We start from the raw sequence: 18,077 nt of genomic DNA on the forward strand, positions 1-18,077 counted from the left end.
TTATATCGGAAAGATGGGTTATGTAAGTTCAAGGCGACGCGCTATCATAGTCGCATTCTGATGCTCTGGAGCATCAACAAGAACACTGTGAATGAGGGAAGCTATGAAATTTCTGGTAACTGGCGCGGCGGGCTTTATCGGTTCTCATGTCAGCAAGCGCCTGCTTGATGCAGGACATAAGGTTGTTGGGATTGATAACCTGAATGATTACTATGATCCGAACCTCAAGCTCGCTCGCCTCGAACTGCTCAAATCCGAGAATTTCACCTTCCATAAGCTGGACTTAGCGGATCGCGAGGGCATGGCAAACCTCTTCGCTGATGAGAAGTTTGACCGCGTGATCCATCTTGCTGCACAGGCGGGTGTGCGTTACTCGCTGGAAAACCCGCATGCCTACGCAGATGCGAACCTGGTCGGTCACCTGAACGTGCTGGAAGGCTGTCGCCACAACAAGGTTCAGCATCTTCTGTATGCGTCATCCAGTTCCGTTTACGGCCTCAACCGTAAGATGCCGTTTTCTACTGACGACTCCGTGGACCACCCGGTATCCCTGTATGCGGCAACCAAAAAAGCCAATGAGCTGATGTCGCATACCTATTCGCATCTGTACAACCTGCCGACCACTGGCCTGCGCTTCTTTACCGTCTATGGCCCTTGGGGACGCCCGGATATGGCGCTGTTCAAATTCACTAAAGCCATGATTGAAGGCAACAGCATCGACGTATACAACTACGGTAAGATGAAACGTGACTTCACCTATATCGATGATATTGCAGAGGCAATTATTCGCTTGCAGGACGTCATTCCTCAGGCCGATGCCGACTGGACAGTCGAAACCGGTTCGCCGGCAACCAGCTCTGCCCCTTATCGCGTGTATAACATCGGTAACAGTTCACCTGTCGAGCTGATGGATTACATCACCGCGCTTGAAGAGGCGCTGGGCAAAGAAGCGGTGAAAAATATGATGCCGATCCAGCCGGGTGACGTACTGGAGACCAGCGCGGATACTAAAGCGCTGTACGACGTCATTGGGTTTAAACCACAGACCTCCGTCAAAGAAGGCGTGAAAAACTTCGTCGACTGGTACCGCAACTTCTATAACGTTTAAAACAAAAAACCCGGCTGATTGCCGGGTTTTTTATATCACAGTTTTAATCAGTCACTGCCGAACAAATCGCGGGTATAGACTTTATCCTTCACGTCCGCGAGCTCTTCCGCCATGCGGTTGGAGATAATGACGTCCGCTTCTTTCTTGAACGCATCCAGATCGCGAATGACGCGAGAGTGGAAGAACTCGTCTTCCTGCATCGCCGGTTCATAAATAATGACCTGCACGCCCTTCGCCTTAATACGCTTCATGATCCCCTGAATGGAAGAGGCGCGGAAGTTATCGGAACCGCTCTTCATGATCAGGCGATACACGCCAACCACTTTCGGCTGACGCGCGAGAATGGAATCCGAGATGAAATCTTTACGCGTGCGGTTCGCGTCCACAATGGCGGAAATCAGGTTGTTCGGGACCGCCTGATAGTTTGCCAGCAGCTGCTTGGTATCTTTTGGCAGGCAGTAACCGCCGTAGCCAAATGACGGGTTGTTGTAATGGTTACCGATACGCGGGTCAAGACACACGCCTTCGATGATCTGACGGGTGTTCAGCCCTAAGCTCTCAGCATAGCTGTCCAGCTCGTTGAAGTAGGCCACGCGCATAGCCAGATAGGTGTTAGCGAAAAGCTTAATCGCCTCTGCCTCGGTGGAATCGGTGAACAGCACCGGAATATCTTTTTTGATTGCGCCTTCCTGAAGCAATGCAGCAAAACGCTCCGCACGCTCGGAACGCTCGCCAATCACGATACGGGATGGGTGCAGGTTATCGTATAACGCCCTGCCCTCGCGGAGAAACTCCGGCGAGAAGAAGACATTATCAATACCCAACTCTTCTTTAATAGATTTGGTGAAGCCCACTGGAATCGTCGACTTGATGATCATCACTGCGTTAGGGTTGATTGCCGTAACGTCTTTAATCACCGCTTCAACGGTAGAGGTATTGAAGTAGTTGGTTTTAGGATCGTAGTCTGTTGGGGTGGCAATGATGACGAAATCCGCATCACGGTATGCGTCTTCTTTGTCCGTGGTAGCGCGGAAGTTCAGCGGTTTGGTCGCCAGGTATTCTTCAATCTCTTTATCGACGATTGGGGACTTCTTCTGGTTAAGCATGTCCACTTTTGCCTGCACGATATCCAGTGCAACCACTTCATGGTTCTGTGCAATCAGGATACCGTTTGAGAGACCAACATAGCCTGTTCCGGAGATGGTTATTTTCATTTGTTTGACTTCTACACGTTTGAGTTTTTGATAGCCATATAACGGCCACCACAATGATTAACTAAGAGTTTTTTAGCGCTAATACTTATTCACTGTCAAGGTTTCAGGATTTTTGAAAAATGTTTTTGCTCACCAAAACGGCTAATCACTACACTAAGCAAAGCATCTGTTTTTCAGCGACAATAAGACTTTAAAGGGTACTTGCCAGCAAGAAGTGGAAAAAAGCTTACTGCGTCAAATCAGACTAATCCCTTGGTCAGATTCAGCAAATATTGACCATATCCGGTCTTCTTCAGTGGCTCAGCAAGCACACGAAGTTGTTCAGCATCGATAAAGCCTCGACGGAATGCGATCTCTTCAGGGCAAGAAACCTTGAGACCCTGTCGCTCTTCGATAGTGGCAATGAAATTGCTCGCCTCGATCATACTTTGGTGCGTGCCGGTATCCAGCCAGGCGTAACCGCGTCTCATCATCGCGACGGACAATCGTCCCTGCTGCATATAGATGCGGTTGATGTCGGTAATTTCCAGTTCACCACGATCGGACGGGCTTAAACTTTTGGCCATCTCAATAACATCGTTATCGTAAAAATAGAGACCGGTTATTGCATAATTACTCTTGGGCTGTTGAGGTTTCTCCTCAAGGCCAATCGCGGTACCGTCTTTATCAAACTCAACGACGCCATAGCGTTCGGGGTCGCTGACGTGATAGGCGAAGACGGTCGCCCCCTCTTGCTGGCTTGCTGCGCCTTCAAGCAGGCGAGGAAGATCGTGTCCGTAGAAAATGTTATCGCCTAATACCAACGCACAATTATCCTCACCGATGAACTCTTCACCCAGAATAAACGCCTGAGCAAGGCCATCCGGGCTCGGCTGCACTTTGTACTGGATATGCAATCCCCACTGGCTCCCGTTTCCGAGCAGTTGTTCAAATCGGGGAATGTCCTGAGGCGTGCTGATAATCAGAATATCCTTTATACCTGCCAGCATGAGCGTAGAGAGTGGATAATAGATCATTGGCTTATCGTAAATTGGCAACAATTGCTTACTTACGGCCATTGTGACGGGATAAAGACGTGTACCCGATCCGCCAGCTAATATAATACCTTTACGTTTTGTCATTCAGTTCCGCTCCCCATAATTTTGCTCAATCCAGCTCTTATAGGCGCCGCTTTTCACGTTCGAAACCCACTCCTGGTTATTCAAATACCACTCAACCGTTTTACGAATGCCGCTGTCAAAGGTTTCCATAGGAGTCCATCCGAGCTCGTCGCTAATTTTATGGGCATCAATTGCATAACGTCTGTCGTGTCCAGGACGGTCCGCCACATAGGTAATTTGCGCGCGGTAAGATGTTTCTTTCGGTACCATTTCGTCTAACAGATCGCAAATGGTTTGGACGACCTCAATATTTTTCTTCTCGTTATGACCGCCGATATTATACGTTTCTCCCGGTTTACCCTTGGTGAGAACCGTATACAGCGCACGAGCATGATCCTCAACGTATAACCAGTCACGGATTTGATCGCCCTTACCGTAAATCGGCAATGATTTATTATCCAGCGCATTCAAAATGACGAGAGGAATCAGCTTTTCAGGAAAGTGGTAGGGCCCGTAGTTATTTGAACAATTCGTCACAATCCCCGGTAAACCATAGGTGCGTATCCAGGCACGAACTAAATGATCGCTGGACGCTTTTGACGCTGAATAAGGGCTACTGGGCTGGTACGCTGTTTTCTCGGTAAACAGTGGTAACGGGGTAGAATCATGACATTCGTCGGGATGAGGCAGATCGCCATAAACTTCATCAGTTGAAATGTGATGGAAACGGAAGGTAGATTTTGCTGCCTCGTCCAGTGAAGACCAGTAAGCACGGCTTGTTTCTAACAGGATATACGTGCCAACGATATTGGTTTCAATAAACGCAGCGGGCCCGGTAATAGAACGATCGACATGGCTCTCGGCAGCCAGGTGCATTACCGCATCAGGCTGATGGGTAACAAAAATACGCGCCATTGCCTCTTTATCACATATATCTGCATGCTCAAAAACATAGCGCTCGCTATCACTCACTTCACGCAAGGATTCCAGATTACCGGCATAGGTCAATTTATCAACGTTAACAACGCTATCCCGAGTATTGCTAATAATATGTCGGATAACCGCGGAACCGATAAAACCGGCGCCGCCAGTAACTAGAATTTTCACGCAATCTATTCCATTAAACAGTAGGTGGACGGGCAAGATAAAAAAGCCCGGTATCGCTACCGGGCTTGATGGCATGGTTAACCGTATATTAATCCAGCCATTCGGTGTGGAACACACCTTCTTTATCGGTACGCTTATAGGTATGCGCACCGAAATAGTCACGCTGTGCCTGAATCAGGTTCGCTGGCAGAACGGCAGCACGATAGCTGTCGTAGTACGCCACCGCAGCGGAGAAGGTAGGAACCGGGATACCATTCTGCACGGCGTAGGCAACGACATCACGCAGCGCCTGCTGATAGTCGTCTGCAATCTGCTTGAAGTAAGGTGCCAGCAGAAGGTTGGCGATACCCGCATTTTCAGCATAGGCATCGGTGATTTTTTGCAGGAACTGAGCGCGAATGATGCAGCCGGCACGGAAGATCTTCGCGATCTCACCGTAGTTCAGATCCCAGTTGTTCTCGTCTGACGCCGCGCGCAGCTGAGAGAAGCCCTGCGCGTAAGAGACGATTTTACCCAGATACAGTGCACGACGGACTTTTTCAACGAATTCAGCTTTGTCACCGGCTGGTTTAGCCTGCGGGCCGGACAGCACTTTGGATGCCGCAACGCGCTGCTCTTTCAGAGAAGAGATATAACGCGCGAAAACGGATTCAGTGATCAGGGACAGCGGCTCGCCGAGATCCAGAGAGCTCTGGCTGGTCCATTTACCGGTGCCTTTGTTCGCGGCTTCATCCAGAATCACATCAACCAGGTATTTACCCTCTTCATCTTTCTTGGTGAAGATATCTTTGGTGATGTCGATCAGGTAGCTGTTAAGCTCGCCTTTATTCCACTCGGTGAAGGTCTCTGCGAGTTCCTCGTTGGAGAGATTCAGGCCACCTTTCAGCAGGGAGTATGCCTCAGCAATCAGCTGCATATCGCCGTATTCGATGCCGTTGTGTACCATCTTCACATAGTGGCCAGCACCGTCTGGACCGATATAGGTCACGCACGGCTCGCCATCTTCAGCAACGGCTGCGATTTTGGTCAGGATTGGCGCGACCAGTTCGTACGCTTCTTTCTGTCCACCAGGCATAATGGATGGACCTTTCAGGGCGCCCTCTTCACCGCCGGATACGCCGGTGCCAATAAAGTTGAAGCCTTCAGCAGACAGTTCACGGTTACGACGGATGGTGTCGTGGAAGAAGGTGTTACCGCCATCAATAATGATGTCGCCTTTATCCAGATAAGGTTTCAGGGAGTCGATGGCTGCATCGGTACCTGCGCCCGCTTTCACCATTAACAGGATACGACGAGGTGTTTCCAGAGACTCAACGAACTCTTTAACCGTATAGAATGGAACCAGTTTCTTGCCTGGATTCTCAGCGATGACTTCTTCGGTCTTATCACGGGAGCGGTTGAAAACGGAGACGGTATAACCACGGCTTTCGATGTTGAGCGCCAGGTTGCGCCCCATCACTGCCATACCGACAACGCCGATCTGTTGCTTGGACATTACATACTCCTGTCAGGTGTGGTCGCCGCGACTGTGCGCGGCTTGAAAGTTCTAAGATTTTAACGCAGAGATAAAGAGGAAGATAGCGCAATTAAGAGCATAAATTTACTTGTTGGTCTTAAGGGATTATTTGTAGCCAGCAGGATTTTTTTGTTGCCATCTCCAAGCATCTGCGATCATCTCATCTAATCCGCGTTTAGCGTTCCATCCTAACTCATGAGATGCTAAAGTAGGATCAGACCAACATTCTGCTATATCACCTAGACGACGCTCGGTAATTTGATACGGAATATCAACACCCGTAATTTTTTTAAAAGCAGTGACGATCTCTTTAACAGAATACCCTTTACCTGTTCCTAAATTATACACTTTCAAACCTGGGTGATCCTTTTGTGCATTTAGTGCTGCTAAGTGACCTTCAGCAAGATCCATGACATGTATATAATCCCTTACCCCTGTGCCATCTGGTGTATCGTAATTGTCACCGTAAATATATACTTTATCCAGCTTGCCTACGGCCACTTGCGTTATATATGGGAATAAATTGTTAGGTGTTCCATTTGGAGCTTCCCCTAAAGATCCCGAATGATGTGCTCCCACCGGATTGAAATAGCGCAACAGCATAATATTTAAATTTGAGTTGGCATGTGAAACATCATTAAGTATTTGTTCAATAAAAAACTTGGATGATCCATATGGATTTGTTGTACCGCCTGTGCGGCACGACTCTATAAGAGGAATAGATTCTGGAACACCATAAACAGTGGCTGACGAGCTGAATATAAGGTTATGGACTCCATGACTTACCATTGTTTTAATAAGAGAAAGCACACTAACAATATTATTGTGGTAATACTCTAAAGGGTATAATACTGATTCCGAAACCGATTTTAAAGATGCAAAATGTATGACAGATTCAAAACAGTGCTTTGTAAACAACATATTTAAGAAATCAATATTGCAAACATCCCCTTCATAAAATTCGACAGTTTTCCCTGAAAGTTCTTCAATCCGCTGAATGGCAATTTTCGACGAATTAACTAAATTATCAACAATTACAATGTCACGGCCATTTTCTAATAAGCTCAAAGCGGTGTGTGAGCCTATGTAACCTGCACCACCGGTTATCAAAATAGTCATTTCTAAAGCCTCATGAAATTAAATTTTTTGAAAACGTCTTTGCAAAAGCCATCCTGAGTACATAAGTGATATAATATACATCCCGACCAGAGTAATGAGAACAGTATTAATCACACCAGCCATAAAGCCACTTAAATATAATAATGAGAATATTATTACGAAAGCAATAAATGAAACAATGTTGATTTGAAGTTCTTTTCGGGTTTCACCTACGCCCTGAAATATAGTTGCTATTGGGTTAATAAGCATCCTTAACACCCCACAAATGGCCCAAGCATAAATATAAATCTCAAAGTCGGAATGTATATCTGGTCGTAGCCTTTGAAGTAAATAAGGGCTTATGACACTCCATGTGATAAATACACATAAAGCAACAAACAGAATACTTAAAAATATTCGCTTGGCATTTAAATGGAGCATTTTAACATTTGAGGTAACAACATGGCTTATGAGTAACTTACTAATAACCGGACTAATAACAGCACTGATTTTTAATGTAGTGTCTTTACAAAGGCTGTAGACGCCTACACGCTCCAATCCACCAAAGTGTGATACAATAAATATATCCGCAGTTAGCGTAATATAATTTAAAAATTGGGAAAATATTTGATTATGTATATATGCCCACCATCTTTTAACTATAGAGTTAAACCCAGATGCAACTGAATTTTTTTCATACAAACATATTCCCCTACACACAATGATAAATATAACACATCTTATCACATATGAAGTTGCCCATGCATATACAACAGCTTCTCCCTGGATATTGAAATTATAAATTAACATTACCAAACTAGATATAAATATTATTTTTGAAAATACTTCCACCATAGCTATGGTATTAAACTTCTTCTCGACGAGAAGCCGTGAATAATGATACAACGGAAAACTAATCGATAAAGAAATAACTAGAAACGAGAATATCGTAAAAATACTTCCCTCAATAAGATTAGGAGAGAGAAGTAAATATAGTATAATAGACAAACAAGACACTGAAACATTCAATACGGTAATTATTCTAACCTCTAGGAAGGTGAGAATTCTTCTGTAAATAAAATAATTAGAGCTTCCACCGTCAGATATAAAAACAAGAATAAAAATTAATGTATTAAAAATGCCAGCTAAACCCAACTCAGAACTTGAGAGAGTATGACCTATGATAAATACCGAAAAAAGCTGTATTAATGCCGAGAGTAAGGGTGCTACAGAAAAAAAAGAATACTTTTTAATTACTTGTATGTATTTCATATTTTGACAAAACTATATTATCGAAAGAATCCAGAAAACTGTCATATGAATAATGTTCTTTGACAAATTCCTTTCGTAAATTTTCATTAGTTCTAAAATTTCGAGACATCAAAATCTTCGCTATTGCATCTGAAAAATAATCTACATCGTCTATATTTTCAAGTAACTCGCCAAGCGTATCATTTTTTATGATATATTCAGGGCCTCCGGATTTTGTAGCTATACAGAATAGTCCTGAAGCCAACGCTTCAATGACAACAACACCAAAGGTTTCAACTCGACTAAGCAAAATGAAAACATCACTTTGGCTCATATGATATGCAATTTCATCTTTACTTAGTTCACCTAACAACTCAATATTAGATTCTAAGCCTTTAGTTTCGATCATTTCTTTTAGTGCAGTAAAATCTGGGCCATCACCTATCACCTTGAGTTTAAATGGTATATCATACTTTCCTTTAATCTTTTCGAAAGCTAAGATTAATCTATCAAATCCTTTTTTTTGCATCAAATAACCAACAGAGCAAATATTAATTTCACCCTCAGAGGTTGTTTGTTTTATACCTTTTTTTTTCTCAAACAGTTTTATATCCATTGTATTAGGGATCGTATGTATATCCTTTCTGTTAGTGAACTCAAGCAGATTTTCCTTCAAACCATCGCTAACTGTCACTAACGTTGAAGCATTTTTTAACGCCCATTGCATTATTTTCTTTTCAACGTAACCGTAATTTTTTGACTTAAAAACTGTTGCATGCTCCGTTATGATAACCGGTTTTGAAAATAGCCTACCTATTATCACCCCAGCGATACCAGCGCTTCCATCCTGATTGAATGCAACGCTATGACAATGTATTACATCAACTTGTCTATTTTTTTGATATTTGATGAACATAACAATAAATATAAGAACTCGGATCAGCATTCCAATATATTTACCAGCGCGTAGTCTGTAACCCCAAAAATGTGTATTCAGCCCATTATCATTATATTCTTTATTATAAAAAGAAGCACCTCTATGGCAATAGATTACATCAACGTTATGTTTTTTAGATAATGCTAGCGCTTGGTCACGAAAAAAAAGGCCTTGAGTCTTTAGCTTCGGATTAGGATACCATGAGGGAATAACCAATATATTCAATGCCCGCCCCTTTTTCTAATTATTGCTGCGGGGATTCCCGCTATAATCATGTTTTTATCAAACTTACGCGTTAATACAGCTCCAGCACCAATAACACACCCTTCAGCCACATCATTCATGATGACAGCATGTGTGCCTATCCATACGTTTGAACCAACTGAAAGGTGCTTGAGCGGCAACAAAGAATCAACGAACTTCAAATTTAAATCATCAACTTCATGATGATTACCACCACTCATGATGGAAACTCGGGCAGCAATTATTACATCATCCCCAAGGTCACATAAACTTACTATTGAAAATTCTTCTACAGTACAGTTTTGCCCGACGGTAATATTCGGATATACAAAAAAAGCACCATAATGGACACGCAAATTAATTCCGCACTTTTTAAGCGTTTTCCTATAAAAGGCCTGCCTTAATAGAATCCCCCTTTCACCTGTATGCTTGGAGATAGAAATGGCAATGTTTTTGAAGTTAGCATAAGGAATTTTTGTTCGTATAAGATACCAAAATAGGAACGGTAAATTAATAGTATGTAAGACTATTTTAAATATATGCTTTAGTGTTTTTTTCATAAGTCCTTATCCCGATAGCCATCAATAATACAATAATAAAGAGAAACGGATATTTCAAAGAACTACTGGGCCCAAATGAAATCAAAATAGGATATAAAATCGCTGAGGTAATCAGTGGTCTCACAGCTGGTTTAATATACCTTAACTTAATACATTTCCAAATTAAAAATACATAATACGAAAAAAACAGTATATAAAAGACTATTCCATAAATTGTTATCATTTCAAAGTGGATATTATGAAATTCGCCCATTCTTAAACCATACTGATTAATTATATCGACTTCATAGTCTCCAAAGCGGCCGTTACCAAATAAGAAGGCATTTGCATGATTCATTAGCCAATCAATGTTAGCCTTATAAATTTGCAGCCTCTCGGAGGTACTTTCATCATCCGCTCCAGTAGTTGACAATGTGTTCCAAAAATTAACCAATCTCGACACAGCATTATTTGATAAAAGAGTCAAATCCTCAATAATGCTAGGGTTAAGCAATAACAACAACAGTGACGCAGAAGCACCAAGGAACAGGATTATTTTCTTAGAAACTAATTTGGTAAACAATACATATATAAGCAAAGCCAAAATTGCCGCTTTAGAACCAATGTAAACTGCGCTAGCTAAGGTAATTAAAAAAATTATTATTTTATGTAAGTTCTTCTTGGAATGATAAATAGCAAAAGGTAGAAAACACACAAGAAAGCTAAGCATATCATTTTCATTATAATAAAATGCCGTTGGCTTTGATATACTCCATAGTTGTGCATCATTTGTAGGATCTGAATATCGAGATGATGGTAGATGATATCCAGTAATGATCTCAAAAACCACTAAAGCAAGAGTCACAATTATCGCATAATAGAAACCTGCATAGCATTCTTTCAGATTAATTTGTCTCGCAGTTAAAATGTGTATAATTAACACACAAGAAAATAAAAGTAATACTGGAAAATACCTTTCTTCATATCCACCATTAAAAGCGAATCCGACCAGGCATCTGATCATCATTATAAATATTAAAATATAAAGTAAATTGTACTGCCTTTCATACTTCACGATTAACTTATTAGAAAAAAGACTTAGTAAAGCTATGGCAGTTAAAATAAAAACAATGGCGGACATCCCTGGCGGACGTAAACAAAAAATAAAGAACGCTAAATTCAGTAATATGAAACCTTTTGGTTTCACATCGTTAATTTTATTTAACATTGCGCGTTATCCATTTTGTTAGAATTAATCTTGCTAACTCTAGAAAAACCATACAACTTACTTTGAAACCACATTTTTCCAGTAAACTAAAAACGAAACCTTTCATATTTTTTTGTTTAATAGAAAACCATAGAGGAACCTTCGCTAAAAAAGCATAACCTGCTCTGGTAGTCATCAATCCTTTATAATTATTATAAAAATCCAGGCTAAGATTATAATCATATCCTTTTTTTAAAGCTATGAGAGGATCTTTGGGAACAACCCAATAACTGTAGGTTGCATCACAACATTTAAAGATGGCTCCATGACCTTCAAGCTTTAAACAAAAATCATAGTCTTGGTGACGTTTTAAAGTAGGATTAAATTGATTTTTTAATGCTAATGAAGTTTCAAGAAATAAAGATGATGTTTGTATGAGACCACCTTGAAGAAAAACATACTCAGAGAAATTTATAATTTCCGAACTATCCCGATACTCTTTGATGATATTTAGATCTTCATCGACTACCCGAATTGAACTAAATATAACATTAGCTCTGTTTGCAGGTAATTTCGAAAACATTATTTGCTGCGATTCTATTTTATTGGGATCCCAATAATCATCACAATCTAAGAACGCGATAAATTTTGATTTAGCATTGCGAATACCAATGTTCCTTGCTTCCCCTCCACCTAAGCTTATATCATTATAAATAACTCTAATATTCTCGTGATTAAACTTCTCTGCTGCCAGCTCTGCTTTCTGACTTTCTTCGGATCCGTCATCTACGATTATAATATAGACTTCAACTGTTTGAGCCAATACGCTTTCTAATGCGCGATGAAGCGCACTCAGATTATTTTTGTAAGGTATAATGACAGTTGTATTAATCATGATAATCGAGCCTTAATATAGCTAAAAACGGCTCTTGGTACAAAATATTGCGCCAACACTTTGCCGATTCCTAAATACCAGTAAGGGCTTCTATAATCCTTATGTGTCAGAAGGCATTTTAAAACGCTTGATATTTGTTTTTTTCTTCTGGTTATACTTATGCCATTCGCTCTATCATAGCAAAAGAGTAGATTTTCACTCAAGTTTGCTACGTCATATTTATTTGTTATTCTAAGGAAAAGTTCATAATCTTCAGCACATGGATAATTTTCTGAATATCTTAAACCTTCTTTTATTATCTCCATAGAAAACATGACTGTGGGATGTATAAAACATGATCGGATATATTTTTCTTTTTTTATTTGAGTATCTGTGAGCGGAAGATTAGTATCGAATGCAGCTTCTCCATTAACATCAAAAAAAGATACATTTGAACCCAGAAACTTAATATTTTGATTCTTATGAAAATACTGACGCTGTTTCTTAAACCGATTATGAACCTGAACATCACCAGCGTCTAATCGAGCTATATAACTAACAGTATCCATCTCTGAGATTAAATCCAACCCAGCATTTAACGCACCAGTGATGCCTTTGTTTTCGTTCAGACGGTGTATTTTAACATTAAATTTATACTCGTTATCATTTAACGTTAACGGAATTTTACTGCCATCATCAATAATGAGCACTAAGAAATCGTTGTCGTCTTCGCTTATACTGTCTAAAGTTTTGATCATATCCTTTTGATCATTGTACACAGGCATTAATACTATCAAGTCACTCATTTGTTAACCTCTGCAAAAACTTGATGATATGAATCTACCATGTTGTTCAAAGTAAAATTAAGCTCATACAATTCACGAGATTCTTTACCAAATTTAATCAGCAGGTCTGGGTTTTCAATGAGTTCTTCAAGTCTGGAGCGCAAAGCATCCACATCCTTTCGCGGTATAAGATATCCATTTTGCTTATCAATAACAGCCTCACAAACTCCCCCAACGTCACTAGCAATTACAGGGAGTCCGGTTTTCATTGCCTCAATAATGGATATTGGGAATCCTTCATAATTGCTTATCAACATGAACACATCGGCTTTATCAAGATAATCTTGTACATTCGATACCTCACCGATGAATTCAACGCTGGAGTCAAGATTTAATTTAGAAACCAAATTTTTAGTCTCTGTACTATCCCCCCCACCTAATAGACTCAAATGCCACTTGCTTGGTAAGATATTACGAAAAGCTTTGATAAGTGTTTCGTGATCTTTTTGTTCACAAAATCTTGCTACCATTACAAAACGAAGTGGCATATTGATTTTATTACGCTGCGCTTCGCGTATGATTTTATTATCAGGTATACAATTATGGATTACATAATGTTTAGATTTAATCTTATTATTTATTGCTAATTGCCGGTCATATCGCGAAACATTAATAATAGCATCCGTCAGGTAAGATAAAAGAAGCTCTATATTTTTATAGAATTTTGCTTTTTTCGCTGGAATCCCGTCGGTAAATGCCCAACCGTGTGCCGTAAACACCTTTTTAATGCTCAAACCAATAGTAGCTAACCTACCAAGAACCCCAGCTTTAGATGAGTGGCAACTAATTATATCAGGCTTGATTTCTTTGACAAGTTTTCGTAATTCTAAAAAGGCTTTGAAATCATTTAGGCATATTTCTCTTTTCATTGATTTTATATGTAAGATCCTTATACCCTTTTGTTGCATTTCTTCTGTAAATTTTCCTACAGAGCCGGTAGCTAATATACATTCAATATTATACTTATCTTGTAACCCAAGCATAACATCTCTAACGTGGGTTTGTGCCCCTCCTATTTCATCTCCCCGCGTTATTAAAAAAAGAACTTTCATATATTACTCCTTAAGAAACAAGCACGCTACCGCCCCTGGCTCAACAGCTACCAGTGCACTGCATGAATTTAGTTGTGTACTCTAAAAAAGTTATAGTAACTTTAAACTGTTTTAATTGTCGTATTTTGAGACAAAATAAACAAGAGCAAATGACCGAAATTGTACTCTAAAAAATCGAATAACTCACTGTTATTATTACATAAATGTAAGTTCAAAACAAAACGCCCATTCTAAATATTACATATTTAGAATGGGCGTTAATACATTCTTAAAATTATAATGAGATCAACAAGTTGAAAGGATTTTTTGAATTTTTTCCCTAAATTTCTGACCTTCCTTCAGGTTACGCAGACCATAGTTCACAAATGCCTGCATATATCCCATTTTCTTACCGCAGTCATAGCTTTCGCCGGTCATCAGCATCGCGTCAACGGACTGCTTCTTCGCCAGCTCTGCAATCGCGTCGGTCAGTTGGATACGCCCCCAAGCCCCCGGTTCGGTTTTTTCCAGCTCAGCCCAGATATCCGCATTCAGCACATAACGGCCTACCGCCATCAGGTCGGAGTCCAGGGTCTGCGGCTGATCGGGTTTTTCGATAAACTCAACGATACGGCTCACCTGCCCTTCCGTCTCCAGCGGCTCTTTAGTCTGAATGACAGAGTATTCAGAAAGATCGCCCTTCATACGTTTCGCCAGCACCTGGCTGCGGCCCGTTTCGTTGAAGCGTGCGACCAATGCCGCCAAGTTGTAACGCAGCGGATCGGCAGAAGCGGTATCAATGATGATATCCGGCAGAACCACGATGAACGGGTTATCACCTACGACCGGGCGCGCGCAGAGGATTGAGTGGCCCAGACCCAACGGCTGCGCCTGACGCACGTTCATGATGGTTACGCCAGGAGGACAGATAGACTGAACTTCTGCCAGGAGCTGACGCTTAACGCGCTGCTCAAGAAGCGCCTCGAGTTCATAAGAGGTGTCGAAGTGGTTCTCTACCGCATTCTTCGAAGAGTGCGTCACCAGGACGATTTCTTTAATCCCAGCAGCAACAATCTCGTCGACGATGTACTGAATCATCGGCTTGTCAACGATCGGCAGCATCTCTTTAGGAATAGCTTTTGTGGCGGGCAACATGTGCATACCCAGACCCGCTACCGGTATAACTGCTTTCAAATTGGTCATTTTATCTTCCACCTTAAAATGGTTGACGAAGTATAGACCTAATCAGCTAAATTGCCCGATCAAGAAGTCTACTACGCCTTATGCAAATCACGTTTCGCGTTAAAACTCACATTACTAAACATGAGTATGCATTAAGTGTGACCCAGAATTATCGGAAACCCTGTCGCAAAAATCGCTCAGCCCTCTGTTTCCGACAAATCGCAACCTTTGAGGCATTATTCAGATACAAACGTGATGTCATCTTTCTTCTCATGAACGAACTCATACTTCAGCGTACGGTCCAGACCTTGAGATAAGGTATAAGGCGCTTTAAATCCAGAGCTGTGTACCTTGGTCGCGTCAAACTGTGTAGTTGCACAGAATTTCTTCACGCGCACAGAGCTTATTGCATATTTCTTCCCGGTAACTTTGCTAAGAATATCAAAGCAATACCCACCTAACATTCCAAGCGGGTAGGGAAGATGAACTGAAGGGATTTTTTTATTGAGACTTTTCTCAACTTCTGAAACTAGCTGATTCATGTTCAGGTCTGGTTTGTCTACATAGTTATAGACATCGTAACCCGCTTTAACATTGGTCAGCTTAAATTTGATAAATTCAACAATGTTACCGACATAGGCCATTGACTTATAATTGGTTCCAGCGCCCACCATGGCGAATTTCCCCCCTGCAATTTGTTTAAGCAGGTTGTACACATTTCCGCGGTTACGCTCACCAAAGATGACCGTAGGACGGACAATTGTCAGGGATCTTTCCTCTGGCGCTTTATTGAACCACTCGCGCAAAACCTCTTCCGCTTGCCATTTGCTTTTGCCGTAATGGTTGAAAGGATCGTGGGGATGGGATTCGTCAGGGTTCATTTTGTTAAGACCATACACAGCCACAGAACTGGTAAAAATGATGTTCTTAACGTTATTTTTTTCCATAGCAGACAATACGTTACGTGTTCCCTGCACGTTCACATCATAGTAGAGCGATGTTGGGCTGACGTCATCACGGTGTTCAGCCGCGAGCAGCACGACAGTCTCAAATCCAGCAAGTGCCTTATCGAGTTGCTCCTGATTACGAACATCACCAGAAACGGTGATGTCCGGGTAGAAATGACTCTGCTGTTTGTCAAAGTTAGTAACGTCAAACTCATCCCGAGTAATTTCGATCAATCGAGTCCCGACAAAACCAGATGCGCCAATAAACAAAACCTTATCGTTCATACACCACTCAATGCGTTATGTGTGTTTGGCAACCCCCCGGTAATCGCGTTCTTCCCTGAGGCACCGTTATTGATAAACTGAATATTGCAAAGTAATGCCATGGATTATAAACCTTAAAACCGCTGAATTCAGTAACAAATTTTTAGGGGTTACATCAGATTGAATGACATGCCCCTGAGGTTCTCACCGCCCCCTTGTAGGCAGCGCAAAATTCAACCGTTCCGTATTCACCACGTGTTGATCGACCCGATCAATATCCACCGAGCTCTGCCCCTTTTCATTAACCGCTTTTATGTTCGCGAGCGACAGCAGCGTCTCGTTTTTAGCCATAAACTTCCCGCGCACGTCTTTGCGTAAGTCGAAGTTCATCTTCAGGGCGGGGCCCGTTGTGGACTCCTGCATCACCTTGATATTACGCAAGAAAAGGTGCTGCGGTTTGTTGTGCAGCTCCAGCGTGGCTCGCTGCATCTCAACGTTGGTAATAGCGACAAACGACGTGGCATTGCCTGAAGAAATCTGAATTCCGCGCAGCTTATAGGCAAGCTGTCGGTTATCCAGATGAATATCGTTGAGCTTGAAGTTTTGCGGTATCGACAGATAATCGCCCTTAATCACGCCATACCCGATTAACATTCCGGCGCTGTTTACCATATCGACATTATCAATAACGAAATTATCACAGCCATAAATAGCTACCGTCGCGTTATCAATTCCGGCCTTTTTACTGAAGTCAGGAGTGATATTGCTGGCCTTGATATTACGGATCACAAAGTGTTTACCGTTTTCGACATGGACCAGCTGCCGACAGTTGCTGCCGGTGATATTTGCCACAACGAAGTTTTTAACGGTCTGCTTTTCCGGATAGTCGTTATCGTAGGTGCTGCCGGCAAGCCCAATGCCTATGCCCCAGTTAATCTTGCCGTTGGTGCAGTTGATGTTATCGATGACGTGGTCAGAGATCAGGATGTTGCGGTCGTTAATCGCCACGTTCCACTCTATCGCGTCACCCTGCAAATGGCTGAACTTGCTGTTGGTAATGCGCGCGCCGTCCACCTGATTATGGAATCCCTGGCGCAGAATGGCGTAGTTGGCCTGGCTGACGGTGAGGCGATCGATAAGCAGGTTACGCATCACTCGCGGCTTTTTACCGCCAATGTAGATCTGGGTGACGGGGCCGAAGCCGCTCATCGCCAGCCCTTTAATGACGCAGTCGGAGCCACGCACGTCCAGCGTGATGTTATGCGTGCGCCCTTCTCCTTCCCCAATGACCTTGCAGCCTTCCTGAAGCACAAACCGTCCGCGTCCGTTGCCCTTCAGCGCGCCGCGGATCAGCAGGGTTTTGCCATCAGGAATAAAAATGCCGGTATTGATGTTTTCACAGGTTAACCCGGCGGGAACAACAACGGTATCGCCCTCGGTAAAGGCCTGCTTAAAGGCGGCGATCCAGTCGTTATTGTTGTAGCGATCGACAGAAACCGTCTTCCCGGCCGCCGCCCGCGCAGCGCGGGGCGACAACAGCGGCATGGCGGCTAGGACGGATAATGAAGAGACAAATCGGCGTCGGGTAATCTTTTTCAGCATAGAACCTCAGCG

General features: G+C 42.3%; 16 protein-coding genes. 1 reads left to right on the forward strand and 15 read right to left on the reverse strand.

Annotated elements, in window-relative coordinates; translation table 11 throughout:
• The first annotated feature begins 103 nt into the window (after positions 1-103).
• A complete protein-coding gene (locus DBR02_RS00800) occupies positions 104-1,108 on the forward strand; it encodes an NAD-dependent epimerase (RefSeq protein WP_107533343.1) in 1,005 nt (334 codons plus the stop codon).
• 47 nt (positions 1,109-1,155) lie between these two features.
• Here the strand turns inward: DBR02_RS00800 and ugd are convergent, their stop codons facing one another.
• The 15 genes from ugd to wcaM form a co-directional block, all read right to left on the reverse strand.
• Complete coding sequence (gene ugd / locus DBR02_RS00805; protein ID WP_003859477.1) at positions 1,156-2,322, reverse strand: UDP-glucose 6-dehydrogenase; 1,167 nt, start codon at positions 2,320-2,322, stop codon at positions 1,156-1,158.
• 239 nt (positions 2,323-2,561) lie between these two features.
• On the reverse strand, positions 2,562-3,443 hold the full coding sequence (rfbA, locus tag DBR02_RS00810; protein ID WP_107533344.1) for a glucose-1-phosphate thymidylyltransferase RfbA: 882 nt from the start codon (positions 3,441-3,443) through the stop codon (positions 2,562-2,564).
• Positions 3,444-4,529, reverse strand: coding sequence for a dTDP-glucose 4,6-dehydratase (rfbB, locus tag DBR02_RS00815; protein WP_107533345.1), 1,086 nt, complete (start codon positions 4,527-4,529; stop codon positions 3,444-3,446). It lies immediately after the preceding gene.
• Between the two features lie 88 nt (positions 4,530-4,617).
• Positions 4,618-6,024, reverse strand: coding sequence for an NADP-dependent phosphogluconate dehydrogenase (gene gndA, locus DBR02_RS00820; RefSeq protein WP_045350282.1), 1,407 nt, complete (start codon positions 6,022-6,024; stop codon positions 4,618-4,620).
• A 126-nt stretch (positions 6,025-6,150) separates the two neighbouring features.
• Positions 6,151-7,164, reverse strand: coding sequence for a UDP-glucose 4-epimerase GalE (gene galE, locus DBR02_RS00825; RefSeq protein WP_107533346.1), 1,014 nt, complete (start codon positions 7,162-7,164; stop codon positions 6,151-6,153).
• 18 nt (positions 7,165-7,182) lie between these two features.
• Positions 7,183-8,415: an oligosaccharide flippase family protein gene (locus DBR02_RS00830; protein WP_107533347.1), complete on the reverse strand. Its 1,233-nt coding sequence runs from the start codon at positions 8,413-8,415 to the stop codon at positions 7,183-7,185.
• A complete protein-coding gene (locus tag DBR02_RS00835; protein ID WP_107533348.1) occupies positions 8,393-9,556 on the reverse strand; it encodes a glycosyltransferase in 1,164 nt (387 codons plus the stop codon). The genes DBR02_RS00830 and DBR02_RS00835 overlap by 23 nt, the downstream gene beginning before the upstream one ends.
• Entirely contained in the window at positions 9,553-10,134 is a 582-nt protein-coding gene (locus tag DBR02_RS00840) for an acyltransferase (RefSeq protein WP_107533349.1), read from the reverse strand. The genes DBR02_RS00835 and DBR02_RS00840 overlap by 4 nt, the downstream gene beginning before the upstream one ends.
• Positions 10,106-11,341, reverse strand: coding sequence for an oligosaccharide repeat unit polymerase (locus DBR02_RS00845; RefSeq protein ID WP_107533350.1), 1,236 nt, complete (start codon positions 11,339-11,341; stop codon positions 10,106-10,108). Before DBR02_RS00845 ends, DBR02_RS00840 begins: the two co-directional genes overlap by 29 nt.
• A complete protein-coding gene (locus tag DBR02_RS00850) occupies positions 11,331-12,215 on the reverse strand; it encodes a glycosyltransferase family 2 protein (protein WP_107533351.1) in 885 nt (294 codons plus the stop codon). The genes DBR02_RS00845 and DBR02_RS00850 overlap by 11 nt, the downstream gene beginning before the upstream one ends.
• Complete coding sequence (locus tag DBR02_RS00855; protein ID WP_107533352.1) at positions 12,212-13,000, reverse strand: glycosyltransferase; 789 nt, start codon at positions 12,998-13,000, stop codon at positions 12,212-12,214. The genes DBR02_RS00850 and DBR02_RS00855 overlap by 4 nt, the downstream gene beginning before the upstream one ends.
• Positions 12,997-14,091, reverse strand: coding sequence for a glycosyltransferase family 4 protein (locus DBR02_RS00860; RefSeq protein WP_107533353.1), 1,095 nt, complete (start codon positions 14,089-14,091; stop codon positions 12,997-12,999). The genes DBR02_RS00855 and DBR02_RS00860 overlap by 4 nt, the downstream gene beginning before the upstream one ends.
• 285 nt (positions 14,092-14,376) lie before the next feature.
• The gene (gene galF / locus DBR02_RS00865; protein WP_107533354.1) at positions 14,377-15,273 is read right to left on the reverse strand and encodes a GalU regulator GalF; all 897 of its coding nucleotides are present in this window, start codon (positions 15,271-15,273) and stop codon (positions 14,377-14,379) included.
• A 215-nt stretch (positions 15,274-15,488) separates the two neighbouring features.
• Positions 15,489-16,484 carry an NAD-dependent epimerase/dehydratase family protein gene (locus tag DBR02_RS00870; protein WP_107533355.1) on the reverse strand — a complete coding sequence of 332 codons (996 nt, stop codon included), beginning with the start codon at positions 16,482-16,484 and terminating at the stop codon, positions 15,489-15,491.
• Between the two features lie 183 nt (positions 16,485-16,667).
• Positions 16,668-18,065 (reverse strand): colanic acid biosynthesis protein WcaM, encoded by a 1,398-nt coding sequence (wcaM, locus tag DBR02_RS00875; protein ID WP_107533356.1) that lies wholly within the window; start codon positions 18,063-18,065, stop codon positions 16,668-16,670.
• Between the last annotated feature and the right edge of the window lie 12 nt (positions 18,066-18,077).

Origin of the sequence: Enterobacter cloacae complex sp., assembly GCF_900322725.1 — a bacterium.
GTDB classification, from domain to species: domain Bacteria; phylum Pseudomonadota; class Gammaproteobacteria; order Enterobacterales; family Enterobacteriaceae; genus Enterobacter; species Enterobacter quasihormaechei.

Coding starts and splice junctions, on each gene's coding strand:
- DBR02_RS00870 (WP_107533355.1), bottom strand. CDS start 16,484: ATGAACGATAAGGTTTTGTTTATTGGCGCATCTGGTTTTGTCGGGACT.
- DBR02_RS00840 (WP_107533349.1), bottom strand. CDS start 10,134: ATGAAAAAAACACTAAAGCATATATTTAAAATAGTCTTACATACTATT.
- rfbA (WP_107533344.1), bottom strand. CDS start 3,443: ATGACAAAACGTAAAGGTATTATATTAGCTGGCGGATCGGGTACACGT.
- DBR02_RS00845 (WP_107533350.1), bottom strand. CDS start 11,341: ATGTTAAATAAAATTAACGATGTGAAACCAAAAGGTTTCATATTACTG.
- DBR02_RS00830 (WP_107533347.1), bottom strand. CDS start 8,415: ATGAAATACATACAAGTAATTAAAAAGTATTCTTTTTTTTCTGTAGCA.
- DBR02_RS00800 (WP_107533343.1), top strand. CDS start 104: ATGAAATTTCTGGTAACTGGCGCGGCGGGCTTTATCGGTTCTCATGTC.
- galF (WP_107533354.1), bottom strand. CDS start 15,273: ATGACCAATTTGAAAGCAGTTATACCGGTAGCGGGTCTGGGTATGCAC.
- DBR02_RS00855 (WP_107533352.1), bottom strand. CDS start 13,000: ATGAGTGACTTGATAGTATTAATGCCTGTGTACAATGATCAAAAGGAT.
- galE (WP_107533346.1), bottom strand. CDS start 7,164: ATGACTATTTTGATAACCGGTGGTGCAGGTTACATAGGCTCACACACC.
- ugd (WP_003859477.1), bottom strand. CDS start 2,322: ATGAAAATAACCATCTCCGGAACAGGCTATGTTGGTCTCTCAAACGGT.
- DBR02_RS00860 (WP_107533353.1), bottom strand. CDS start 14,091: ATGAAAGTTCTTTTTTTAATAACGCGGGGAGATGAAATAGGAGGGGCA.
- gndA (WP_045350282.1), bottom strand. CDS start 6,024: ATGTCCAAGCAACAGATCGGCGTTGTCGGTATGGCAGTGATGGGGCGC.
- wcaM (WP_107533356.1), bottom strand. CDS start 18,065: ATGCTGAAAAAGATTACCCGACGCCGATTTGTCTCTTCATTATCCGTC.
- DBR02_RS00850 (WP_107533351.1), bottom strand. CDS start 12,215: ATGATTAATACAACTGTCATTATACCTTACAAAAATAATCTGAGTGCG.